The organism is Thalassovita sp. (assembly GCF_965218685.1).
GTDB lineage: Bacteria > Pseudomonadota > Alphaproteobacteria > Rhodobacterales > Rhodobacteraceae > Thalassobius.
Genome location: NZ_OZ244657.1, coordinates 791,485 through 813,498, shown reverse-complemented (window position 1 = coordinate 813,498; position 22,014 = coordinate 791,485). Strand labels below are relative to the sequence as shown.

Sequence of the window (22,014 nt, the reverse complement as noted above, 5' to 3'; positions counted from 1 at the left end):
AAACGCTTTTGAAAAGGCGCCCCGACGGGCGCCTTTTTGCTTTTGTGGCTGCTAACCCGAGAATCCCTTTTCAGCGCGGGCCTGTCCGCCTATAGCTGGGCCGTGGCCAAGACGAAGAAATCCCCAGCCAAGAAGGCTCCGGCGCGCAAAACCAAAGCCGCCGCTACCTCGGACCGCGAGGTTTTGCCAGTGCGCCCGATCAAGCGGTTCCTGCGCTGGTGTGCCCGGGGCTGCGTGACGGCCTTGGTGCTTCTGTTCGCCTGGGTTGTGGTCTACTCGGTCGTGAACCCGCCGCAAACGATCTATATCTGGCAGGAATCTCAACGCCTTGGCGAGGTTGACCGCCAGTGGGTGGACATGGATGACATTGCGCCGGTGCTGAAACGCTCGGTTGTGGCGGCCGAGGACGCGAATTTTTGCCAGCACAGCGGGTTTGATATCGGTGCCATCCGGGCAGCCATTCAGGACGGTGGTGCGCGCGGGGCATCGACCCTTACTCAGCAGGTGGTGAAAAACGCCTTTCTGTGGCACGGGCGCAGCTGGCCGCGCAAAGTGATCGAGGCATTGATGACCCCCATGGTCGAGCTGGTCTGGTCCAAGGAGCGCATTCTTGAAGTTTACCTCAACATTGCCGAATTCGACGAGGGCGTCTTTGGCGTAGAACCGGCGGCGCGACACTATTTCGGCATTGGCCCCGAAGAACTAAGCCCTGTACAGGCTGCCCGTCTGGCTATGGTGCTGCCAGCGCCCAAACAACGCTCGGCCAGCAAACCGGGGGATTTGGGCCTGTCGCGCGCTGCCCGGATTTTGGACGGGGCCGCGACGATCAGGTCAGATGGCCGGGCAGACTGTTTCGAGGATTGAAAATCCCCCGCCAAGCAGGCATTGAAGTAGAAACCCCTAGTGTCCGGACCACCATTCTATGGCGAAACTGTACCATTTCCCCCTGTCCCCGTTTTGTCGCAAGGTCCGCCTGAGCCTGGCCGAAAAGCGGATCGAGGTCGAACTGCACGACGAACGCTATTGGGAACAGGACCCTGATTTCCTGCGGCGCAACCCTGCCGGTAAGGTTCCGGTGCTGCGTCTCGATGGGATGATGATGTCCGAAAGCAGTGCGATCTGCGAATACCTGGAAGAGAAATACCCCGATCCTGTGCTGATGCCCCGTGATATCGAGGGCCGCTATGAAGTGCGCCGTCTGGTCAGTTGGTTTGACGACAAGTTTCATAACGAGGTGACTTCGAAACTGCTGTATGAGCGGGTCAATAAAAAGGTCATGGGCCGCGGGTTTCCGGACAGCGGAAACGTCAAGGCGGGCGCTAAGGCGATCAAGTACCACCTGGACTATATGGCGTGGCTGCTGGATCAGCGCCGCTGGCTGGCCGGGGACGTAATGACCCTGGCCGATTTCGCCGCTGCCGCGCATCTGTCGTCCCTCGATTATATCAGCGACGTGGACTGGAACCGGCACGAGGTCGTGAAGGACTGGTACGCCAAGATCAAGTCCAGACCCGCGTTTCGGTCGATCCTGGCCGACCAGATTGCCGGTTTCCCGCAGCCCGCGCATTATGCCGATCTGGATTTCTGATCGGGCATCTGCCTGTGTCGGTTGCGGCCGGTTGTTGGGCAAAAAGAAGAAGGTGCTGCGGTGAAAGAGGCCTTGATTCAGCAAGCCTTGGAAGAAGGGTTCGACCTGTGCCGCGTGTGCCGGCCAGATGCAATTCCCTTGGTGCCGGACCGTCTGGGAACCTTTCTTGAGGCCGGGCGGCATGGTCAGATGGACTGGATGGAGCGCCGGGTCGAATGGCGCGGCAATCCGGCATCGCTGTGGCCTCAGGCGCGATCCGTGATCATGCTGGCCGAAAGCTATACGCCGCAGCATGATCCGCTGCACGTGTTGCAGCAGCCTGACCGGGCGGCGATCTCGGTCTATGCGCAAAACCGCGACTACCATGACCTTGTGAAGAAACGCCTGAAACGGTTGGCCCGCTGGCTGATCGCCGAAGCGGGCGGCGAGGTGAAAGTGTTCGTGGACACCGCGCCTGTTGCTGAAAAACCCCTGGGCGCCGCCGCAGGGCTGGGTTGGCAGGGTAAACACACCAATCTAGTCAGTCGTGATCTGGGCAGTTGGTTCTTTATCGGCTCGGTCTTTACGACGCTTGAACTGCCGGTCGATGCGCCCGAGGTGGACCACTGCGGGTCCTGCACCGCCTGTCAGGACGTCTGCCCAACCGCAGCCTTTCCCGCGCCCTATCAGCTGGATGCGCGACGCTGCATTTCTTATCTGACGATCGAACACCACGGCCCCGTAGACGAAGAGCTACGCGGCAAGATGGGCAACCGCATTTATGGCTGCGATGATTGCCTTGCCGTTTGCCCGTGGAACAAGTTCGCGGTCGAAGCACGCGAGATCCGTTACAATGCCCGCCCCGAGCTTCTGGCTCCGGATCTGGAGCAGCTTGTCGCGCTGAACGACGCCGGGTTCCGCGCGTTTTTCAGCGGCTCTCCGATCAAACGGATCGGGCGGGATCGTTTCGTGCGAAATGTGCTGTACGCGATCGGGAACTCGGGCATGGCGCGCCTGCGCCCTGCTTCGCAGGCTTTGTGCGACGACCCTGACCCAACCGTCGCCGACGCTGCGCGTTGGGCGGTGACACAATTGAACACGCAAAACTGACCGCCGCGCCCCTTTGCAAACTTCGCGACCATCCCATCTAATGGGCATGATCAGGATCGGAGGAAACCATGCCAAAATACGAGCGTAACCCGGATGTTGTCGCCGCCCTCACGCCCGAACAGCATTGGGTGACCCAGGAAAACGGGACCGAAAGGCCCGGGACCGGCGCGTTGCTGGATAACAAGGCGCCAGGAATTTACGTCGATGTCGTAAGCGGTGAGCCGCTTTTCGCCTCGGGTGACAAGTACGAATCCGGCTGCGGATGGCCCAGCTTTACCAAACCGATCGAGCCTGCGCATATCGCGGAAAAGCGCGACCTCAGCCACGGTATGGTCCGGGTCGAGGTGCGCTCGGCCCACGGGGACAGCCACTTGGGGCACGTGTTCCCGGACGGCCCACCCGATCGCGGTGGGCTGCGCTATTGCATCAACTCGGCCAGCCTGCGGTTCATCCATCGCGATGATATGGAGGCCGAGGGCTATGGCGATTATCTAAACCAGGTGGAGGACGTATGATGGCTGAAGAACGTGCAGTTCTGGCGGGCGGGTGTTTCTGGGGGATGCAGGAATTGATCCGTCATTTACCCGGCGTGTTGCGCACCCGCGTGGGATACACCGGCGGGGACGTGCCCAACGCGACCTATCGCAATCACGGGACCCATGCCGAAGGGATCGAGATTTTCTTTGACCCTGCGAAAACTTCGTACCGGGCGCTGCTGGAGTTCTTTTTTCAGATCCACGATCCGACCACGATGAACCGGCAGGGCAATGATCTGGGGATGTCCTATCGGTCTGCAATCTACTACGTAGACGAGGCGCAAAAATCCTGTGCCATCGACACGATCAAGGATGTCGAGGCCAGCGGGTTGTGGCCCGGCAAAGTGGTGACCGAGGTCGAGCCCGTGGGCGACTTCTGGGACGCCGAGCCCGAGCATCAGGACTATCTGCAGCGTCTGCCCAATGGCTATACCTGCCATTTTGCGCGGCCCGATTGGGTGTTGCCGAAACGCTGATTGGGCTGAATTAGAGCCTGTTTTCTTAGGTGAACAGCCCTGCGTAACTTTCGCGCAGGGCTTTTTTCTGGACCTTCCCCATGGTGTTGCGGGGCAACTCGGGCAGGAAGATGATCTTTTTGGGCTGCTTGAACTTGGCCAGCTGGGTGCTGGTTACGGCCTCGATCTGATCAACCGTCAGCGCGGGATCCGAGGGCACGACAACGGCCACCACGGCCTCGCCGAAATCGCGATGGGGCACGCCGATCACCGCGCTTTCCAGCACGCCGGGGATGTCGTCGATCAGGCTTTCAAGTTCCTTGGGATAAACATTGAAGCCGCCGGTGATGATCAAATCTTTGGCACGGCCCACGATGGTGACATAGCCATCAGAATCCTGCGTGGCCAGATCGCCGGTGATGAACCAGCCGTCGGGGCGCAGTTCCTCGGCTGTCTTTTCCGGCATCTGCCAGTAGCCCTGGAACACGTTGTCGCCGCGCACTTCGATCACGCCGATGTCGCCTTGGGCAACCTCGGCGCCGTCCTCCATGATCCGCAACTCGACGCCGGGCAGGGGGAAACCCACGGTGCCTGCGCGCCGCTCGGCATCATAGGGGTTCGAGGTGGACATGTTCGTTTCCGTCATCCCGTAGCGTTCCAAGATTCGGTGGCCGGTGCGCTGTTCCCATTGTTCGTGCGTGTCCACCAGCAACGGCGCCGAACCCGAGATGAACAGCCGCATGTTTCGTGCCTGTTCAGGCGTCAGGCGGGGGTTATCCAGAAGGCGCGTGTAAAAGGTGGGCACACCCATCAGGCTGGTGGCGTCTTGCATAGCATCCAGGATCGCCTCGGCGTCGAATTTCGGCAGGAACACGACCGAGGCCCCGGACAAAAGCGCCACGTTAGTCGCCACGAACAGGCCATGCGTGTGGAAGATCGGCAAAGCGTGGATCAGCACGTCATCGGGGGTAAACCGCCACAACTCGCGCAAGGAATCCGAGTTCGAGGCAAGGTTCTTGTGGCTCAGCATCGCGCCCTTGGACCGGCCTGTGGTGCCCGAGGTATAAAGGATCGCGGCCAGATCATCGGCGCCACGCGCGACGGGCTGAAATGTGGGGTCCGCGTCGGGCAGATTAGCGGACAGCGTGCCGGTGCCGTCCTTGTCCAGCGTCATCACGGTGGCGTCGCCTGCCAGCGCGGACAGCTCGTCCAGCCGCGCCGGATCGCAAACCAGCACACGCGGGGTGGCGTCGTTGATAAAATAGGCGACCTCGGGGCCGGTATAGGCGGTGTTCAGCGGCAAAAAGATCCCGCCCGCCAGCACGGTGCCCAGATACAGCTGCACAGCCTCAAGCGTCTTTTCCACCTGCACGGCCACACGATCGCCGGGCTCCAGCCCCAGCGCCTGAAGTTTCTGCGCCAGTTGCTGGGCGCCCTGAAACAGCTGGGCATAGGTCACATCCGGCAGACCGGGCCGCGTGGCGAATATCTTGTCCGGGGTGCTGTCTGCGGCATGGGACAAACGGCTGACAAGATAGTTCGAGGGATACATGGGCTGACCTTCCTATGATCGTCGTGCAAAGCGCTACCGTTTTGGCACGGATTTCCCCAAGATCAAGAGCTTTGCCCCGATTGACCTTTGCAGCGGATAGGCGCAGCATTCGATTAACATGCGAAGGGAAATCCAATGCAGCCGCTTACCGGTATCGCGCTGAAACTGTGTTCGGTCCTGATGTTCATCACCATGGCCTCGATGATCAAGGCCACATCCGAGCACGTTCCCCCCGGTCAGGCGGTGTTTTTCCGCTCGGTTTTCGCGGTTCCGATCATTCTGGCCTGGCTGGCTGTGCGTGGGGATTTGAAGACCGGGCTAAAGGTGAAATCCAAGCTGGCCCATTTCTGGCGCGGGTTTATCGGAACAGCTGCGATGGGGCTGTTCTTTGCAAGCCTGGGCCTGTTGCCCCTGCCCGAGGTTACGGCCATCGGTTTTGCCGCCCCTTTGTTGATCGTGATCTTCGCAGCCATGTTCCTGGGCGAACCCGTGGGTGTTTTCCGCCTTGCCTCGGTCGCGCTGGGTTTGGTTGGGGTGCTGATCATCATGGCTCCGCGCCTGACCCTTCTGTCCGAGGACGTGGTGGAAATGACCCAAGCGATTGGCACTGTCGTGGCCCTGATGGGGGCGGTCTGCATGGCTTTGGCGCAGATCTATATTCGCAAGCTGGTCCAGTCCGAGCAGACCTCGGCCATCGTGTTCTATTTCTCGCTGACCTCTTCTGCGTTGGCGCTTCTGACATTGCCATTCGGTTGGGTGATCCCGACCGGCACCGAGGCTGCGCTGTTGATCGCGGCCGGGTTGATCGGAGGTGTCGGCCAGATATTTCTGACCTCGGCCTATCGTTTTGCCGGGGCATCGGTGGTGGCGCCGTTCGATTATGCCTCGATGCTGTTCGCGCTGGTGATCGGGTACTTCATCTTTGACGAGGCCCCGACCGTGCAGATGCTGACTGGGGCGGGCATCGTCATTGCCGCTGGTGTTGTCATCATCTGGCGCGAACATGCGCTGGGTCTGAAACGGTCCAAGGCCCGTTCGGGAATGACCCCGCAGGGCTAACGCCCGCTAAGCGCCGCGGCCACATAGGCCGGGGCCATCAGCAGTCGTCGATAGCGCCCCAAGGGAAACCGCTTGGGCAGGTTCTGCATCAGCTGCGGATAGTGATCGCCCGCGTCCTGCCCCAGCGCCAATCGCGCCAGAATGGCCCCCGTATGCGTCGCCATGGCCACGCCATTTCCGTGATAGGCAAAGGCGGTAAAGGCGTCCGGCATCTCGGGGATGGGACCGGCATAGGGGGACAGGTCGCTGGCAAAAGCCAAAGCTCCGTTCCAGCTGTAAGGTGTTTCCACGTGGCGCCAGAAAGGGAAGGCGCGCTGGAACTGTTGGCGCGTTCGGCGTTGCAGGGCGGCAAAGGATTGAGGGCCCGTAAACAGCCCCCCGCGCATCCCGAACAGGAACTGACCATTCGGCATCAGTCGGAAATAGTGCAACAGCGTTTGGTGGGTATAGGCCATCTGAGCGCTGCTCCACCCGGTTGCGATCTCCTCGGGTGTCAGTACGCGGGTTACCAGAACGTTTGACTGCAAGGGCAAAAACCTCGCGCGCATCCAAGGGGGCACATCTTCCGAGCTGTAGCCATTGGTGGCAAAGATCACCTTGTCTGCCCGGATGCGCGCGGTGGGCGTGGTCAGGGTAAAGCTGCCGTTTTGGCGAGTGACATGCCGCACAGGGCTGTTGGCGAAAATGCGGGCGCCAGCGGTCATCGCGGCACGCGCCAACCCGTCCGCATATTTGCGCGGGTTCAGGCCAAACCCATGCTGCAGGGTCAGCGCCCCGTGATAGGCGCCGCGCATCCCGAGTTGGGGCAATTCTTCGGCCTCGTGCAGGGTGGTGGAAACGCCGTACTCAGTCTCTAATTCGCCCCTTTCAGCCCTTAATGCGCGCATGGCCCGAGCCGAGTGGGCCAGGATCGTTTCCCCGTCCGAATGGGTGTCTGCCTGGATCTTGTGCCGGCTCAAAAGCGTACGCACGGTATTGATGGCCGCGACCTCGGTCTGGCGCCAGTGACGCAGGCCGTCCTTGCCAACTCGTTTGCGGATCTGACCGCCTGTCAGCGCTGTGCCACCCAGGCAACAAAACCCACCGTTGCGCCCCGAGGCTCCCCAACCGGGGCTTTGGGCCTCAAGCACGGTGATATCCGCGCCTTGCTGCGCCAGATGCAGCGCCGCCGAAAGCCCCGTATAGCCCGCACCGATGACGGCCACCTGAACGTGCTGATCACCTTGCGGCTTGGGTGCGCTGACCGTCGAAGGGCCCCAGAAACAGGTTCGGGTTGGCCCGTCGCCATAGGCAAAGTCAGACAGGATACGGATCATGTGTGGGCTGCGGCTTGCTCGTCCCGGCGGGCGCGGACGGCAGCGCGTTTTGTCACAACCGAGGCCGTGATGACCCCCACCGCAACAATACCGATCATGATGGTGGACAGGGCGTTAATCTCGGGGCTGACGCCCAGACGCACAGCCGAGAAGATCTTGATCGGCAGCGTCGTGGCCGACGGACCAGCGGTGAACGAGGCGATCACCAGATCATCCAACGACAGCGTGAACGCCAGCAACCATCCAGAAATGACTGCAGGTGCGATGATCGGCAGCGTCACCAGCCGGAAGGATTCCAGCGGCGTGCAGCCCAGATCCAGAGCGGCCTCTTCCAGCGATTGATCAAAGCTGACAAGCCGCGAGGACACCACAACGGACACGTAGCACATCGAAAAAGTCGTATGCGCCAGAATGATAGTGAAAATCCCGCGATCCAGCCCGATGCCGATGAACAGCAGCAGTAGCGAAAGGCCGGTGATCACCTCGGGCATGACCAGCGGGGCATAAATCATCCCCGAAAACAGCGTTCTGCCGTAAAAGCGCCCGGCGCGCACCAACACCAGCGCGGCCATCGTTCCCAGCACCGTCGCGATGGAAGAGCTGACAACAGCCACCTGAACCGTCACCCAGGCGGCATCCAGAAATGCCTCGTTTCCAAGCAGCTCTCCATACCATTTGGTGCTGAACCCAGCCCAGACCGTCACCAGCTTACCGGCGTTGAAGCTGTAGATCACAAGGATGACCATGGGCAGGTACAAAAACGCAAATCCCAGCGTCAAAGACGTGGCGTTGAACCAGGTGAAACGTCTCATCAGCCCTTCTCCCGTTCTTTTTGTTCGTTCCGCTGGAACAGGATGATGGGGATGATCAGGATCAACAGCAGCACCACCGCCACGGCGCTGGCAACAGGCCAGTCACGGTTGCTGAAGAACTCCTCCCACAACACTTTGCCGATCATCAGCGTGCCCGATCCACCCAGAAGCGAGGGGATGACGAACTCGCCAATGGTGGGGATGAAGACCAGAAAGCAGCCAGCGATGATGCCACTTTTTGACAGCGGGATCGTTACCAGCCAGAAGGCGGAAAGGCGCGAGCATCCCAGATCCTCGGCGGCCTCCAGCAGCGACGCATCCAGCTTTTCCAACGCAGCATAGATCGGCAGAATCATGAAGGGCACATAGGTGTAGACGATGCCAATATAGACGGCCGTATTGGTGTTCAGGATTGTCAGCGGTTCCGAGATCAGGCCGGTCCACATCAGGAACTGGTTTAGGAAACCCTCGTTCGACAGGATGCCCATCCACGAATAGACGCGGATCAGGAAGCTGGTCCAGAACGGCAGGATCACCAGCATCATCAGCGTGGGGCGCCATTCATCCGGGGCCATGGCCATGCCATAAGCGATGGGGTAGCCCACCAGCAATGTCAGCAGAGTGGACAAAAGCGCGATTTTCAGGCTGGACAGGTAGGCCTTCCAATACAGGTCATCCTCGGTCAGCCAGACAAAGTTTTCCAGATCCAGCTGGCTGAAGAAATCCTTGATCGCGGCCCAGCCACCGGACAGATCCAGCGTGGGCATATAGGGTGGAATGGCCAGCGCCGCGTCACTGAGCGAAATTTTCAGGACGATCACAAATGGGATCAGGAACAGCGCCAGAAGCCACAGGTACGGAACACAGATCAGGAACAGGCGCCGCATCTTATTGCTCCAGCACCGATCCGGCGGTCAGCGTCCAGCTGAGCCAAACCTCGTCTTCCCAGGTAAAGCCCCGGCGCGACAGGCGGCGGGTGTTGGTGGCCTGTGCCTTGACCATCAACCCGCCGGGAATTTCCACGTGATAGGTCGAGATATTGCCCAAGTACCCGATGTCGATGATCTTGCCTTTAACGGCGTTCATGGCGCCTTCGGGTTTGTCGGCTGAGATGCTGATTTTTTCCGGACGGATGGCAACGAAAGCGGTCTGTCCGTCGGTCAGAGCACGGTTGGTCTGGGCATGGATCGGGGCATGATCCGCGTGCCATTTGATGTCAAACCCATCTGGGCCGGACTGACTGGCCGTTCCCTGAATGATGTTCACGTCCCCAATGAAATCAGCAACATAGACCGAGTTCGGTTCTTCATAGATATTCGCGGGGGTGGCGACTTGCATGATGCGGCCTTCGTCCATCACGGCGACGCGGCTGGCAACGGTCATAGCCTCTTCCTGGTCATGGGTAACGATGACAAAGGTGGTGCCGGTCTTTTCCTGGATATCCATCAGTTCGAACTGGGTTTCCTCGCGCAGCTTGCGATCCAGCGCGCCCAGGGGTTCATCCAGCAACAGCAGTTTCGGCGCCCGCGCCAGAGATCGGGCCAAGGCCACCCGCTGACGCTGCCCGCCCGAGATTTGGTGCGGTTTGCGCTTGGCGAACTTGGACAAGCGGGTCAGGCGCAGCATCTCCTCTACCCGTTCACCAATCTGATCCTTGGGCAATTTCTGCCGCTTCAGACCGAAAGCGATGTTTTCCCAAATCGAAAGATGCGGGAACAGGGCGTAGGACTGGAACATCATGTTCACCGCACGTTCGTTCGGTGGCACCTGGGCCATGTCCTGCCCGGCGATGATGATCTGGCCCGAGGTCGGAGTTTCAAACCCGGCCAGCATCCGCATCATCGTGGTTTTCCCGCAACCCGAGGGTCCCAGCAAGGCAAAGAACTCGCGTTCGTAGATGTCTTGGGTCAGGTCGTCGATCGCGGTGAAATCTCCGAACCGTTTGGTGACGTTCTTGAACTGAATCAGGGGCGTCGCGGTCGGGTCGTTCCATGGTTCGAATTCGGATGCGGTCATGTCAGTCCCCACATAAAAAGGCCCGCGCAGATTGATGCGCGGGCCGAAACAGGCTGGTTTAGGTGCCCGATTTGATCTTGGTCCACAGGCGGGTCACTGTACGCTGAACCTTCTGCGGGTAGGGGCCTTTGATATAGGTGTTCGCCATCGCCTCGGCGCTGGGATAGATCGCCGGATCACCGATCACGTCTTCTTCTAGGAATTCTTGCGAGGCCTTGTTGCCGTTGGCGTAGTAAACGTAGTTCGAGGCGGCAGCCATGTTATTGGCGTCCAGAATGAAGTTCAGGAACTTGTGCGCGGCTTCGGGGTTGGGGGCGTCGGCGGGAATGGCCATCTGGTCAAACCACATCAGCGCGCCTTCGGACGGGGCGTTATAGGCAATCTCGACACCGTTATCGGCCTCGTCCGCGCGGTCCCGCGCTTGCAGAATGTCACCCGCCAGCCGACGGCCACGCAGATATCACCGTTTGCCAGTGCGTTGATGTATTCCGAGCTGTGGAACTTCTGCACATAGGGACGGATGCCGGCGAACATCGCTTCGACCTTGCCGATCACGTCCTTGTCGTGGCTGTTGGGGTCTTCACCCAGATAGGTCAGCGCGGCGGGGATCATCTCGTCCGGGGCGTCCAGGAAATGCACGCCGCATTCGCTGAGTTTTTCCATGTTGGCCGGGTCGAACACCAGCGACAGCGAGTCGATCGGGGCATCCTCACCCAGAACCTCTTTGACCTTGCCGACATTCACACCGATCCCGGTGGTGCCCCACATATAGTTGATCGAGTAAGCGTTATCGGGGTCGAACCGCGCGGTGCGTTCCTGGATCGTGTCCCACAGGTTTCCGATGTTGGACAGTTTGCTGGTGTCGAGTTTCTGGAACACGCCCGCCTGGATCTGGCGCTGCAGGAAGGAACCCGTCGGCACCACAACATCATAGCCCGAGCCACCTGCCAGCAGCTTGGTTTCCAGCACTTCGTTGCTGTCGAACACATCGTAGATCAGCTTGATGCCGGTCTCTTCCTCGAACTTGGTCAGCAGCTCTTCGTCGATGTAGTCGGACCAGTTGTAGACCCGGACCTCTTCTGCAGCGGCGGCACCGGCGCAGATCGCAGTGACGGCCGTCATGGTCATAAAACGTTTCAACATTCCATATCTCCCCATGGATTTCGGGATTAACTTCCCGTTGATCTTAATTTGATCAAAAAATGCCGTTCAAGGCAATATGGAAATGTTTTCACGGGTCCAGTAAACTCGCAACAATTGGATTTACATGACTGCGGGGAAAAGAGGCAGAATGGACGGAAGCGCCCAGAAAGTGACCGGGAACGAGACGAGCAAAGCCCGTCTGCCGGCCCACGAGGTGATCTATCGCAAGCTGCGCGAACAGATTCTGTTTGGCGAGATTGCGCCTGGTCAGCCCGTGACGATCCAGGGTTTGACCGACCGACTGAACGCCGGCATGACCCCGGTCCGCGAGGCGATTCGCCGCCTGACCGCAGAGGGAGCGCTGGAGTTTCAGGGCAACCGCCGCGTCATCGTTCCCTTGCTGACTGCAGAGAATATCGCAGAAATTACTTATGCACGTCAGTGGCTTGAGTCTCACCTTGGTTTGCGCGCCACCGAACGCGCCAAGCCCGAAGATCTGGCCGAACTGACCAAGCTGGACGACGAGTTGGACGCTGCCATCGCCAAGGGGGACCTGCAGGGCTATCTGGAGAACAACTATAGATTCCACGCGAAAATCTATGAAATGGCCGATGCTCCGATTCTGGCAGCAATGGCAGAAGGGCTGTGGCTGCGATTCGGGCCATCTCTGCGGGTCGTCTGCGGACGGGTTGGAACACAGAACCTGCCCGACAGGCACAAGGACCTTTTGGCTTGCATGCGCACGCGCGATGCAGAGGGCGCCGCACGTGCCTGCCGCGAGGATATGCTGCAAGGAATGGAGCAAGTACGCGATCTGTTGACCGTGTCTTGATTCGATTGACATCCATTAATTTGATCATATTCTGATCGAAACGCTTGTCGAGCCGACTCGATTTGCGCCCTTTCTTCTGTTTGTTGAGGCCGGAAATGACCCTGATCACCAACCACATGCCCACCCAGGAACTGCAGGCTCTGGATGCGGCGCACCATATGCATCCCTTCTCGACCCAGTCCGAGCTGGCCGAAAAAGGCGCTCGGGTGATTACGCGGGCGGACGGCTCGTGGGTGCATGACAGCGAGGGCAACAAGATTCTTGATGCCATGGCCGGGCTGTGGTGCGTTAACATCGGCTATGGTCGCCAGCGTCTGGCCGAAGTCGCCGCCCGCCAGATGGCCGAGCTGCCCTATTACAACACGTTCTTCATGACGACCCACGTGCCCGCCATCGCGCTGAGCCAGAAGCTGGCCGAGATCGCTCCGGGGCATTTGAACCACGTTTTCTATGCAGGTTCCGGATCCGAAGCGAACGATACCAATATTCGAATGGTGCGCACCTATTGGGCGCAGAAGGGTAAGTCGACGAAAAAGACCATCATCAGCCGCAAGAACGCCTATCACGGCTCGACCGTGGGGAGCGCGTCGCTGGGCGGGATGACGGGGATGCACGCGCAGGGCGGTTTGCCGATCCCGGATATCTATCACATCGATCAGCCGAACTGGTGGGCCGAGGGGGGCGATACCTCGCCCGAGGAATTCGGCCTGGAGCGCGCGCAACAGCTTGAAAAGGCCATTTTGGATCTGGGCGAGGATAACGTCGCTGCCTTTATCGCCGAACCCGTGCAAGGCGCCGGCGGGGTGATCGTGCCGCCGGAAACATACTGGCCGGAAATCCAGCGCATCTGCGACAAGTATGAGATCCTGTTGATCGCGGACGAGGTGATCTGTGGCTTTGGTCGGACCGGAAATTGGTTCGGCAGTGAAACCGTGGGCTGCACCCCGGATATCATGACGATCGCCAAGGGGCTTAGCTCGGGCTATCAGCCGATCGGCGGCTCTATTGTCAGTGATGAGGTGGCCGAGGTGATCGGGAACTGCGAGTTCAACCACGGTTATACTTATAATGCGCATCCGGTGGCCGCCGCTGTGGCGCTGGAAAACATCAACATCATGCAAGAAGAAAAGATCGTGGACTATGTCCGCGACGATATTGCTCCCTATCTGAAACAGAAATGGGAGGCCCTGACCGATCACCCCATGGTAGGCGAGGCCAAGATCGTGGGGATGATGGGCTCGATCGCCCTGACACCGCACAAGGAAAGCCGCGCAGCCTTTGCCTCGGATGCGGGAACAGTGGGATATATCTGCCGCGAGCGGTGCTTCGCCAACAACCTGATCATGCGCCACGTTGGGGACCGTATGATCATCAGCCCCCCCTTGGTTATCACCCGCGAGGAAGTGGATATCCTGATTGATCGCGCGGTTAAGTCGCTTGACGAGGGAATGTCTCGCGTTAAAGATGAAGGTTTATGGCGGGCCGCGATTACGGCGAGTTAAGGGGCTGCACACCCCCGCGCCAAGTAGGGGGTAAAATGCGTTCATTTTTTGGGCTTTTTGGACTGATCTTCGGGATCTGTGTTCTGTATCTTGTGGTTTGGCCGGTCCCGGTTCAGCCCAAGGCGTGGCAGGCTCCTCCGAACCCCGGGTATTCAGGTGATTTTGCCCCTAACGCCCGGTTGACTGACCTTGAGTTTCTGGATCTGGACGGGCGCACCGGCCCCGAGGATGTGGCCGTTGGTCCTGACGGGCTGATCTATGTGGCGACACACGGCGGCGAGATCATCCGCCGCGGAACTAACCCCAAAGACGTGGCCGAAGTGTTTGCCATTACCGGTGGTCGCCCGCTTGGGCTGGAGTTTGCGCCTGATGGCACCCTGTACGTGGCTGACGCGTTTAAGGGCCTTCTGTCGATCGATCAGAACGGAGAAGTGAACGTTTTGGCGACCGAAGCCGACGGGAGTCCCATCCTTTATGCAAACGACCTGGATATCGCACAGGACGGGACGATCTATTTCACGGATGCCTCAACACGGTTTGGGGCCGAGGCAAACGGCGGAACTCTGTCAGCCTCGATCCTGGACCTGATCGAACATTCCAATAATGGGCGGGTACTGAAATATGACCCGGTCACCGGCAAGGCGAGCCTTTTTGCGAATGGCATGACCTTTCCCAATGGTGTGGCCATCGGCCCGGACGGAGCGATCTTCGTGGTTGAAACCGGTGCCTATCGGGTGTGGCGCCTTTCCCCGGATGGGGCAGAGCGCAAGGTGGTGCTGGAGAACCTTCCGGGTTTTCCGGACAACATCAACGACGCCCCGGACGGGACGATGTGGTTGGGACTGGTCAGTCCGCGCAATGACCTGATGGACAAACTGGACCAGAGCCCAGCGATTCGCCGTGCGGTGCTGCGTCTGCCCCAAAAAATGAAACCTGCGCCGACACGGTACGGGTTCATTTTGCGGATGCGTGGCGACGGAAAGGTGGTCGAAACACTTCAAGACCCCAAAGGTGCCTATGCTTTGACCACTGGTGCAGTCACCGGGCCAGACGGCAAAATCTATGTGGCCTCGTTGACCGAGCGCCGCCTGGGCGTACTCGACCACTCTGGGTGTTCAGGGGTCTTGAAGGCCGAAATTGTCGCAAATGGACTAAAAGTGTCGCCTGCGGCCAGCGAAATGCCAAATGCGGTGCCATGCTGATGGCGAAACTAGCCTCTTCGTTCAAACTTGCTCTGTTGACCTTTGGTCAATAGATATGGCTGTTGCATCCTGTGCGATTTGGTACGCCTGCGGAGCGACGTTTTTTAAGGCAAACTTCCCGCCATTTTGAACATTTCAGTCGGTTTGGATGTTGTAAATCGTCTTCGTATGTAGTTGGCTAAGTTTCAGAAAAAAATAGAACCCACGGGGGGGTCACTTGCTCGACGCTTCAACGAACGACAGTTTCGTAAAATTCGACCGTGTCCAGAAAAGCTATGATGGTGAGACACTGGTCGTCAAAGATCTGAACCTGGACATGCCCAAGGGCGAGTTCCTGACAATGCTAGGGCCGTCCGGTTCGGGAAAAACCACTTGCCTGATGATGCTGGCCGGCTTCGAAACCGCCACACACGGCGAAATCCTTTTGGATGGTAAACCGATTAACAACATCCCGCCGCATAAGCGCGGTATCGGGATGGTGTTCCAGAACTACGCTCTGTTCCCGCATATGACCGTGGCCGAGAACCTTTCGTTCCCGCTTGAGGTCCGCGGCCTGGACAAGTCCGTACGCGAAGAGAAAATCATGCGTGCGCTGGACATGGTGCAGATGGGTGCGTTCGGCAATCGCCGTCCTGCCCAGTTGTCTGGTGGTCAGCAGCAGCGGATCGCACTGGCCCGTGCGCTGGTGTTCGAACCCGAGTTGGTCCTGATGGACGAGCCGCTGGGCGCGCTGGACAAACAGCTGCGTGAGCACATGCAGTTCGAAATCACGCGTCTGGCGCACGAGCTGGGGATCACCACCGTTTACGTGACCCACGACCAGACCGAGGCGTTGACAATGTCGGACCGCGTTGCCGTGTTTGACGATGGCCGCATTCAGCAGCTGGCCCCGCCGGATCAACTGTACGAAGCGCCGGAAAACAGCTTTGTCGCGCAGTTCATCGGCGAGAATAACACGCTGGAAGGCACCGTTGTCGAAATGAAGAGCGACGGCCTGTGTCTGGTAAAGCTGGACGATGGAGAGCTGATCGACGCGAAAGCGGTGAACGTTTCCAAAGCTGGCGAGCGGACAAAGGTTTCGATCCGTCCCGAGCGTGTGGAATTCAACAAGGCACGTCTGCAAGAGGGCGCTCATACCCTGAAAGCAGAGGTACTGGAATTCATCTACATGGGTGACATTTTCCGGACACGCCTGCGGGTCGCCGGAAACGAAGACTTTGTCGTCAAGACGCGGAACGCACCTGACCAGGATCGCCTGATCCCCGGTGCTCAGTTGGAAATCGGCTGGTTGCCGACCGACTGCCACGCGCTGGACGCATAAAGCATTCACGGGCCCGGCCTGTTCGGGCCCGTGTTCGTTAAGAGAGGCGGAAGTTTGACCCGTTTCGTGCTCTCGACAAATCTAAATGACGGGTATCAATGGGAGTTATGACAATGAAACTCAAGACAGCTCTTCTGGCGTCGGCGCTGACCACTGCAGCATTTGCCGCACAGGCTAGCGAAGTGACGGTTATGTCCTGGGGTGGGGCCTACACCAAGTCGCAGGTCGAAGCTTACCACAAGCCGTTCACCGCCAAGACCGGCGTCAAAGTGAACTCGATCGACGCGGACAACCCCGCGACCCCGATCAAGGCTCAGGTTGAGGCTGGCAATGTGTCGATTGACGTCGCTGACGTTGAATTCTCGGACGCCGTGCGTCTGTGCGACGAAGGCCTGCTGGAAGAAATCGACCCCTCGATGCTGCCCGCGGCGCCCGATGGCACCCCGGCAACCGATGACTTCATCCAAGGCGCCATCCAGGATTGCGCCGTTGCAAACATCGTTTGGTCGACCGTTTTCGCCTATAACAAAGACAACGTCTCGATGGCGCCTGTCTCGATTGGCGACTTCTTCGACACCGCCAAGATCCCCGGCAAGCGCGGCCTGCGTAAATCGGCCAAAGCGACCCTGGAAATGGCTCTGATGGCTGACGGCGTGCCCGCGGCCGAGGTCTATGACATCCTGGACACCGACGAAGGTGTGGATCGTGCATTCGCCAAGCTGGACAGCATCAAAGGCGACATCGTCTGGTGGGAAGCCGGCGCTCAGCCTCCGCAGCTGCTGGCCGATGGTGAAGTTGTGATGTCGACCGCCTATAACGGTCGTATCTTCAACGCTGCCGTTGCTGAAAACCAGCCTCTGGAAGTTGTCTGGGACGGTCAGATCATGGACTTTGACCTGTTCGTGGTTCCCAAAGGTGCGCCGAACAAAGAAGCCGCGATGGACTTCATCGCCTTCGCGACCGACACTCAGCGTCTGGCAGATCAGGCTTCGTGGATTTCCTACGGTCCTGCCCGTAAATCGTCGGGTGCTCTGGTTGGCAAATACTCGGATGGCGTGACCGAAATGGGCCCGCACATGCCGACGGCTGCTGCGAACCTGGGCAACGCTCTGGTCAACAACTTCGAGTTCTGGGTCGATAAAGACGCCGAGCTGAACGAGCGTTTCAACGCTTGGCTGGCCAACTAATCCAGTCCTAAGGAATGCCCCCGGACCTGTTCCGGGGGCGATCCTGCTATTTCAGGGTACGGGCTGCCAAAGGCCCGGCCCACGACGGGGAAAGGTGACATCCACATGACCGACGCAAGTGCGAACGGAGAAATGCTGACAACGGCGGACGGCAAACCGCTGAAACAGGCCTTGGCCAGGGCACAGTCCCACGCCAAACGCCGTGCATTTTTTCTGGTGCTGCCGCTCTTGGCCTTCATTCTGATCACGTTTGTGATGCCGATCGGCCAAATGCTGAAGAAATCCGTTCATAACGAAGGATTTACGGTGCATGAAGAGATCGGGTCAGGGGTTCGCACCCCGATCATGACGAATTTGAAGGCGTGGTTTGGTGACAACCCGCTGGGAACCGAACCGGACGAAGCCGCCTATGCTGCGCTGGCCTCGGACCTGTTGGTTCTGAAGGAACTGCGCGCCGCCGGTCAGGCTGGTACCCGGATCAACTATGAACTGTCGGGCTCGCGTTCGATGTTCACCAAGGCCGCCCGAAAAGCCAATAAACTAGAGCCTCCGTATAAGGCCGCGATCCTGGAACTGGACGAGGATTGGGGCGATCCCGCCCTGTGGCGCGTGATGCGCGATGCGTCTTCGTCCTATACCTTTAACTTCTATCTGGCCGCTGCCGACCGCACCAAAAACGCCGATGGCGAAGTCGTTATGGTGAACGAAAACCGGCAGGTTTATGTAAAGCTGTTCCAGCGGACGCTGTTCCTGTCGCTGCTGATCACCTTTATGACCTTTGTGCTGGCCTACCCGATTGCGCATTTGCTGGCCACATTGCCGCTGCGCCACTCGAATTTGCTGATGATCCTTGTGCTGCTGCCCTTCTGGACGTCGCTTCTGGTGCGTACGACCAGTTGGATGGTGTTGTTGCAATCACAGGGGGTGGTGAATGACTCTCTGGTTGGTCTGGGCCTGCTCGGAGACGAGAACCGGTTGCAGATGATGTATAACCAGCTGGGTACGGTGATTGCGATGACGCATATCCTGCTGCCATTCATGGTTCTGCCGCTGTATTCGGTGATGCGTCCCATCAATCCGTCCTATGTGCGCGCCGCGCGCAGCCTGGGCGCAACCAGCTGGACCGCATTCCGCCGGATCTACTTCCCGCAAACCGTGCCTGGCATCGGTGCCGGAGCGCTGTTGGTATTCATCCTGGCGGTCGGTTACTACATCACGCCGGCCCTTGTGGGTGGCGCGGATGGTCAGCTGATCTCGAACCTGATCGCATTCCACATGCAGAAATCGCTGAACTGGTCCTTGGCCGCAGCGCTGGCTGCGATGCTGCTGGGCGGGGTTATGATCCTGTACTGGCTGTACGATCGCCTGATCGGCATCGACAATCTGAAACTGGGCTAAGGGGAAATACGAAACATGGCACTTCCGTCCTACGCCGACCCGCTCGAGAAAGCCTGGTATTACACCTATCTGGTGATCTGCGCGCTGATCTTCTTGTTCCTGATCGCACCGATCCTGGTGGTGATTCCGCTTAGCTTCAACGCCGAGCCGTACTTTACCTTCACCGAGAAGATGCTGAAGTTCGAAGCAGACGGGTATTCCACCCGCTGGTACGATCTGCTGCTGACCTTCGGCATGCTGGCCCCCGAGGCCCCGCGTGATTTCAGCTGGTGGGCTGATGCATGGTCGAATGCGGCCTGGATCAACGCCGCGAAGAACTCGGTCATCATCGGTTTCTTCTCGACCATCCTGGCCACCGGTCTGGGCACTGTCGCGGCGCTGGGTCTGTCCCGCCCCGAGATGCCCTATCGCCGGGTGATCATGGCGATCCTGATCTCGCCCATGATTGTTCCGATCATTATCGTGGCCACCGGGTTGTTCTTCTTCTACTCGGCCATTTCGATCCAGGATTGGGGCATTCCCTATCTGGGCGTGATCCTTGCCCACGCGACTTTGGGTATCCCGTTCGTGATCATCACCGTGACCGCAACGCTGGTGGGCTTTGACCACTCGCTAACCCGCGCCGCGGCCAACATGGGCGCCGATCCGGTGACCACGTTCCGCCGCGTGCAGATGCCGCTGATCCTGCCCGGCGTGATCTCGGGTGCACTTTTCGCCTTTGTCACCTCGTTTGACGAAGTTGTGGTGGTGCTGTTCGTGGGTGGCCTGGATGAACAGACCATTCCGCGCCAGATGTGGAACGGTATCCGCGAGCAAATCAGTCCGGCGATCCTGTCGGTGGCAACGATCCTGGTTCTGATCTCGATCGCGCTGCTGACCACGGTGGAACTGCTGCGCCGCCGCTCGGAACGCCTGCGCGGGATGAGCCCCGGCTGATCCGCCAGACATGGAAATCCAAAGGGCCGGGGGTGCAAATCCCCGGCCTTTTCTTTATGCCGACAGGGCGAGAACAGGAGGCGGACATGAGCGACACCCACAAGCAGAAAATGCAGAAAATGCAGAAGGCCCATCAGGACAAGGTGGCCGAAGCACAGGACCCTGATCGGGGGTTGGTGCTGATCCATACCGGCAACGGCAAGGGTAAATCCTCGTCCGCTTTTGGCGTGATCGTCCGCGCGCTGGGGTGGAAGAAAACCGTGGGCGTCGTGCAGTTCATCAAGGGCAAATGGATCACCGGAGAGCGTCAGTTTTTCGACCGTCTGGGTGGGGTAGATTGGCACACAATGGGCGAGGGCTTCACCTGGGACACGCAGGACCGTGACCGTGACGTGGCCGCCGCGACGGCCGCATTCAACCGCGGCTGCGAGATGATGGAAAGCGGCGATTATGACCTTATCGTTCTGGACGAGATCAATATCGCCCTGCGCTATGACTATCTGTCAGCCGAGCAGGTTCTGGAGGGACTGAAACGCCGCTCTGACCGCACCAGCGTGATCCTGACGGGCCGCGACGCACCAGAATTGCTGTGCGACTACGCCGATCTGGTCACCGAGATGACCGAGGTCAAACACCCCTACGCCGCCGGCATCAAAGCGCAACGCGGGGTGGATTACTAAACGACTTTTCTATCAAAGACAGCCTCGTAGCGCTGTTGCTCACAGCTTGTCCCCAGAAACATACAATTTGCCTGTCTGGGTAAGCCATCTGTATGTTGTGCCTATCGTGAGTCGAGTCACAAGGTTTAGCAGTGATGCTAAGATTGTTTGGTCAACTTGCGAAGAACACCGATGAAAAATCCAGTTAGCACGAAACAACGTTTTCGTGAACAGAGAGGTACGCCTATTGAGCAAGTACGTTGTAACGTTACGCAGTGGGACAAACTGTTCCACTGTCCGTGAGAGGATCACCAGCTTTCGAGGTTATCGCGAACTGAGCGATACATCTTGGCTCATATGTTCGACATATAAGGCTGAGTGGCTTCGCGATTTCTTGCTTAGGTCTCTGCCGAAAGGTGGCGAAGTGTTCGTCGTAGAGGCGGTAGGCCAGCCAATACACGGGTCGGATAGCTAAACAAAAGCGCCGACCATCGAGGCCGGCGTTTTCGTTAGGTCGGTCTGCGATCAGGCGCGCACCAGCGCCTCGTAGGCTTCGGAAATCTCGCGGCACAGGTCGCCCACTTCGAACGTCCAGTCGCCGATCTGGCCCACGGGGGTTACTTCGGCAGCTGATCCGGTCAGCCAGCATTGTTCCATCTCGTCCAGCTCTTCTGGCAGGATGTGGCGTTCGTGGACGGTGATGCCGCGCTCTTTCAGCATGCCGATAACGGTCTGGCGGGTCAGGCCGTTCAGGATCGCGTCGGGCAGGGGTGTGTGCACCTCGCCGTCCTTGACGAAAAAGATGTTGGCGCCGGTCGCTTCGGCCACATAGCCGCGGTAATCCATGAACAGCGCGTCCGAGCAGCCCTTGGCCTCGGCAGCGTGTTTGGACATGGTGCAGATCATATAAAGACCCGCTGCCTTGGCCGAGGTGGGGATGGTTTCCGGCGAGGGGCGTTTCCACTTGGCAACGTCCAGTTTCGCACCCTTGTATTTCGCGTCACCATAGTAGCTGCCCCATTCCCAAGCGGTCACGGCAACACGTACCGCATTGCGCGCAGCGGAAACGCCCATGTCTTCGCCCGCACCACGCCAGGCAACGACGCGCACATACGCGTCGGTCAGGTTGTTGGCGTCCAGAACGGCCTGTTTGGCGGCTTCCAGCTCGTCGACGGAATAGGGGATGGGCATGTCCATCATCTCGCCGGATTTGTGCAGGCGTTCGGAGTGCTTGCGGGACAGGAAAATTTTGCCGTTGTAGCAACGCTCGCCTTCGAATACGGACGAGGCATAATGCAAGGCGTGCGTCAGGATATGGACGTTGGCGTCGCGCCAGTCCACCATTTCGCCATCCATCCAGATCTTACCGTCGCGATCATCATAGCCAGCCATTTTCATCCTCCTGCGCGTT

At 59.1% G+C, this 22,014-nt stretch carries 20 protein-coding genes and 1 pseudogene; 14 read left to right on the top strand and 7 right to left on the bottom strand.

Annotated features, from left to right (window positions below; translation table 11 throughout):
* Positions 1-36: 36 nt before the first annotated feature.
* The 5 genes from mtgA (at position 37) to msrA (ending at position 3,689) form a co-directional block, all read left to right on the top strand.
* Entirely contained in the window at positions 37-864 is an 828-nt protein-coding gene (gene mtgA / locus ACOQOQ_RS04290; protein ID WP_420568902.1) for a monofunctional biosynthetic peptidoglycan transglycosylase, read from the top strand.
* A gap of 58 nt (positions 865-922) precedes the next feature.
* On the top strand, positions 923-1,588 hold the full coding sequence (locus ACOQOQ_RS04285; protein WP_420568901.1) for a glutathione S-transferase family protein: 666 nt from the start codon (positions 923-925) through the stop codon (positions 1,586-1,588).
* A gap of 60 nt (positions 1,589-1,648) precedes the next feature.
* The gene (queG, locus tag ACOQOQ_RS04280) at positions 1,649-2,677 is read left to right on the top strand and encodes a tRNA epoxyqueuosine(34) reductase QueG (RefSeq protein WP_420568900.1); all 1,029 of its coding nucleotides are present in this window, start codon (positions 1,649-1,651) and stop codon (positions 2,675-2,677) included.
* Positions 2,678-2,745: 68 nt separating this feature from the next.
* Entirely contained in the window at positions 2,746-3,192 is a 447-nt protein-coding gene (msrB, locus tag ACOQOQ_RS04275; RefSeq protein ID WP_420568899.1) for a peptide-methionine (R)-S-oxide reductase MsrB, read from the top strand.
* Positions 3,189-3,689, top strand: a complete 501-nt coding sequence (msrA, locus tag ACOQOQ_RS04270) for a peptide-methionine (S)-S-oxide reductase MsrA (RefSeq protein WP_420568898.1) — start codon at positions 3,189-3,191, stop codon at positions 3,687-3,689. Before msrB ends, msrA begins: the two co-directional genes overlap by 4 nt.
* 25 nt (positions 3,690-3,714) lie before the next feature.
* Here the strand turns inward: msrA and ACOQOQ_RS04265 are convergent, their stop codons facing one another.
* The gene (locus ACOQOQ_RS04265) at positions 3,715-5,220 is read right to left on the bottom strand and encodes a malonate--CoA ligase (protein ID WP_420568897.1); all 1,506 of its coding nucleotides are present in this window, start codon (positions 5,218-5,220) and stop codon (positions 3,715-3,717) included.
* Between the two features lie 135 nt (positions 5,221-5,355).
* Between ACOQOQ_RS04265 and ACOQOQ_RS04260 the strand changes: the two genes are divergently transcribed.
* Positions 5,356-6,279: a DMT family transporter gene (locus ACOQOQ_RS04260; RefSeq protein ID WP_420568896.1), complete on the top strand. Its 924-nt coding sequence runs from the start codon at positions 5,356-5,358 to the stop codon at positions 6,277-6,279.
* Here the strand turns inward: ACOQOQ_RS04260 and ACOQOQ_RS04255 are convergent.
* The 5 genes and pseudogenes from ACOQOQ_RS04255 to ACOQOQ_RS04235 form a co-directional block, all read right to left on the bottom strand.
* Entirely contained in the window at positions 6,276-7,595 is a 1,320-nt protein-coding gene (locus tag ACOQOQ_RS04255; protein WP_420568895.1) for an NAD(P)/FAD-dependent oxidoreductase, read from the bottom strand. The genes ACOQOQ_RS04260 and ACOQOQ_RS04255 overlap by 4 nt on opposite strands.
* Positions 7,592-8,407, bottom strand: a complete 816-nt coding sequence (locus ACOQOQ_RS04250) for an ABC transporter permease (protein ID WP_420568894.1) — start codon at positions 8,405-8,407, stop codon at positions 7,592-7,594. Before ACOQOQ_RS04250 ends, ACOQOQ_RS04255 begins: the two co-directional genes overlap by 4 nt.
* Positions 8,407-9,294 (bottom strand): ABC transporter permease subunit, encoded by an 888-nt coding sequence (locus ACOQOQ_RS04245; protein WP_420568893.1) that lies wholly within the window; start codon positions 9,292-9,294, stop codon positions 8,407-8,409. Before ACOQOQ_RS04245 ends, ACOQOQ_RS04250 begins: the two co-directional genes overlap by 1 nt.
* A 1-nt stretch (position 9,295) precedes the next feature.
* Entirely contained in the window at positions 9,296-10,423 is a 1,128-nt protein-coding gene (locus ACOQOQ_RS04240) for an ABC transporter ATP-binding protein (RefSeq protein WP_420568892.1), read from the bottom strand.
* 58 nt (positions 10,424-10,481) lie between these two features.
* Positions 10,482-11,566 (bottom strand): annotated as a pseudogene (locus ACOQOQ_RS04235) (polyamine ABC transporter substrate-binding protein).
* A 148-nt stretch (positions 11,567-11,714) separates the two neighbouring features.
* Here ACOQOQ_RS04235 and ACOQOQ_RS04230 point away from each other — a divergent pair.
* The 8 genes from ACOQOQ_RS04230 (at position 11,715) to cobO (ending at position 20,624) form a co-directional block, all read left to right on the top strand.
* Positions 11,715-12,398, top strand: coding sequence for a GntR family transcriptional regulator (locus ACOQOQ_RS04230; RefSeq protein WP_420568891.1), 684 nt, complete (start codon positions 11,715-11,717; stop codon positions 12,396-12,398).
* Positions 12,399-12,493: 95 nt separating this feature from the next.
* Positions 12,494-13,900, top strand: coding sequence for an aspartate aminotransferase family protein (locus ACOQOQ_RS04225; protein WP_420568890.1), 1,407 nt, complete (start codon positions 12,494-12,496; stop codon positions 13,898-13,900).
* Positions 13,901-13,935: 35 nt separating this feature from the next.
* Positions 13,936-15,102 carry an SMP-30/gluconolactonase/LRE family protein gene (locus ACOQOQ_RS04220; RefSeq protein ID WP_420568889.1) on the top strand — a complete coding sequence of 389 codons (1,167 nt, stop codon included), beginning with the start codon at positions 13,936-13,938 and terminating at the stop codon, positions 15,100-15,102.
* Positions 15,103-15,319: 217 nt separating this feature from the next.
* Entirely contained in the window at positions 15,320-16,423 is a 1,104-nt protein-coding gene (locus ACOQOQ_RS04215; protein WP_420568888.1) for an ABC transporter ATP-binding protein, read from the top strand.
* Positions 16,424-16,521: 98 nt separating this feature from the next.
* On the top strand, positions 16,522-17,610 hold the full coding sequence (locus ACOQOQ_RS04210) for an ABC transporter substrate-binding protein (RefSeq protein ID WP_420568887.1): 1,089 nt from the start codon (positions 16,522-16,524) through the stop codon (positions 17,608-17,610).
* Between the two features lie 105 nt (positions 17,611-17,715).
* A complete protein-coding gene (locus ACOQOQ_RS04205) occupies positions 17,716-19,008 on the top strand; it encodes an ABC transporter permease (RefSeq protein WP_420568886.1) in 1,293 nt (430 codons plus the stop codon).
* A gap of 15 nt (positions 19,009-19,023) precedes the next feature.
* Positions 19,024-19,944: an ABC transporter permease gene (locus tag ACOQOQ_RS04200; RefSeq protein WP_420568885.1), complete on the top strand. Its 921-nt coding sequence runs from the start codon at positions 19,024-19,026 to the stop codon at positions 19,942-19,944.
* Positions 19,945-20,030: 86 nt separating this feature from the next.
* On the top strand, positions 20,031-20,624 hold the full coding sequence (cobO, locus tag ACOQOQ_RS04195; protein WP_420568884.1) for a cob(I)yrinic acid a,c-diamide adenosyltransferase: 594 nt from the start codon (positions 20,031-20,033) through the stop codon (positions 20,622-20,624).
* 504 nt (positions 20,625-21,128) lie between these two features.
* On the opposite strand, the gene ACOQOQ_RS04190 is transcribed toward cobO, so the two are convergent.
* Entirely contained in the window at positions 21,129-21,995 is an 867-nt protein-coding gene (locus ACOQOQ_RS04190; RefSeq protein ID WP_420568883.1) for a branched-chain amino acid aminotransferase, read from the bottom strand.
* Positions 21,996-22,014: the final 19 nt, after the last annotated feature.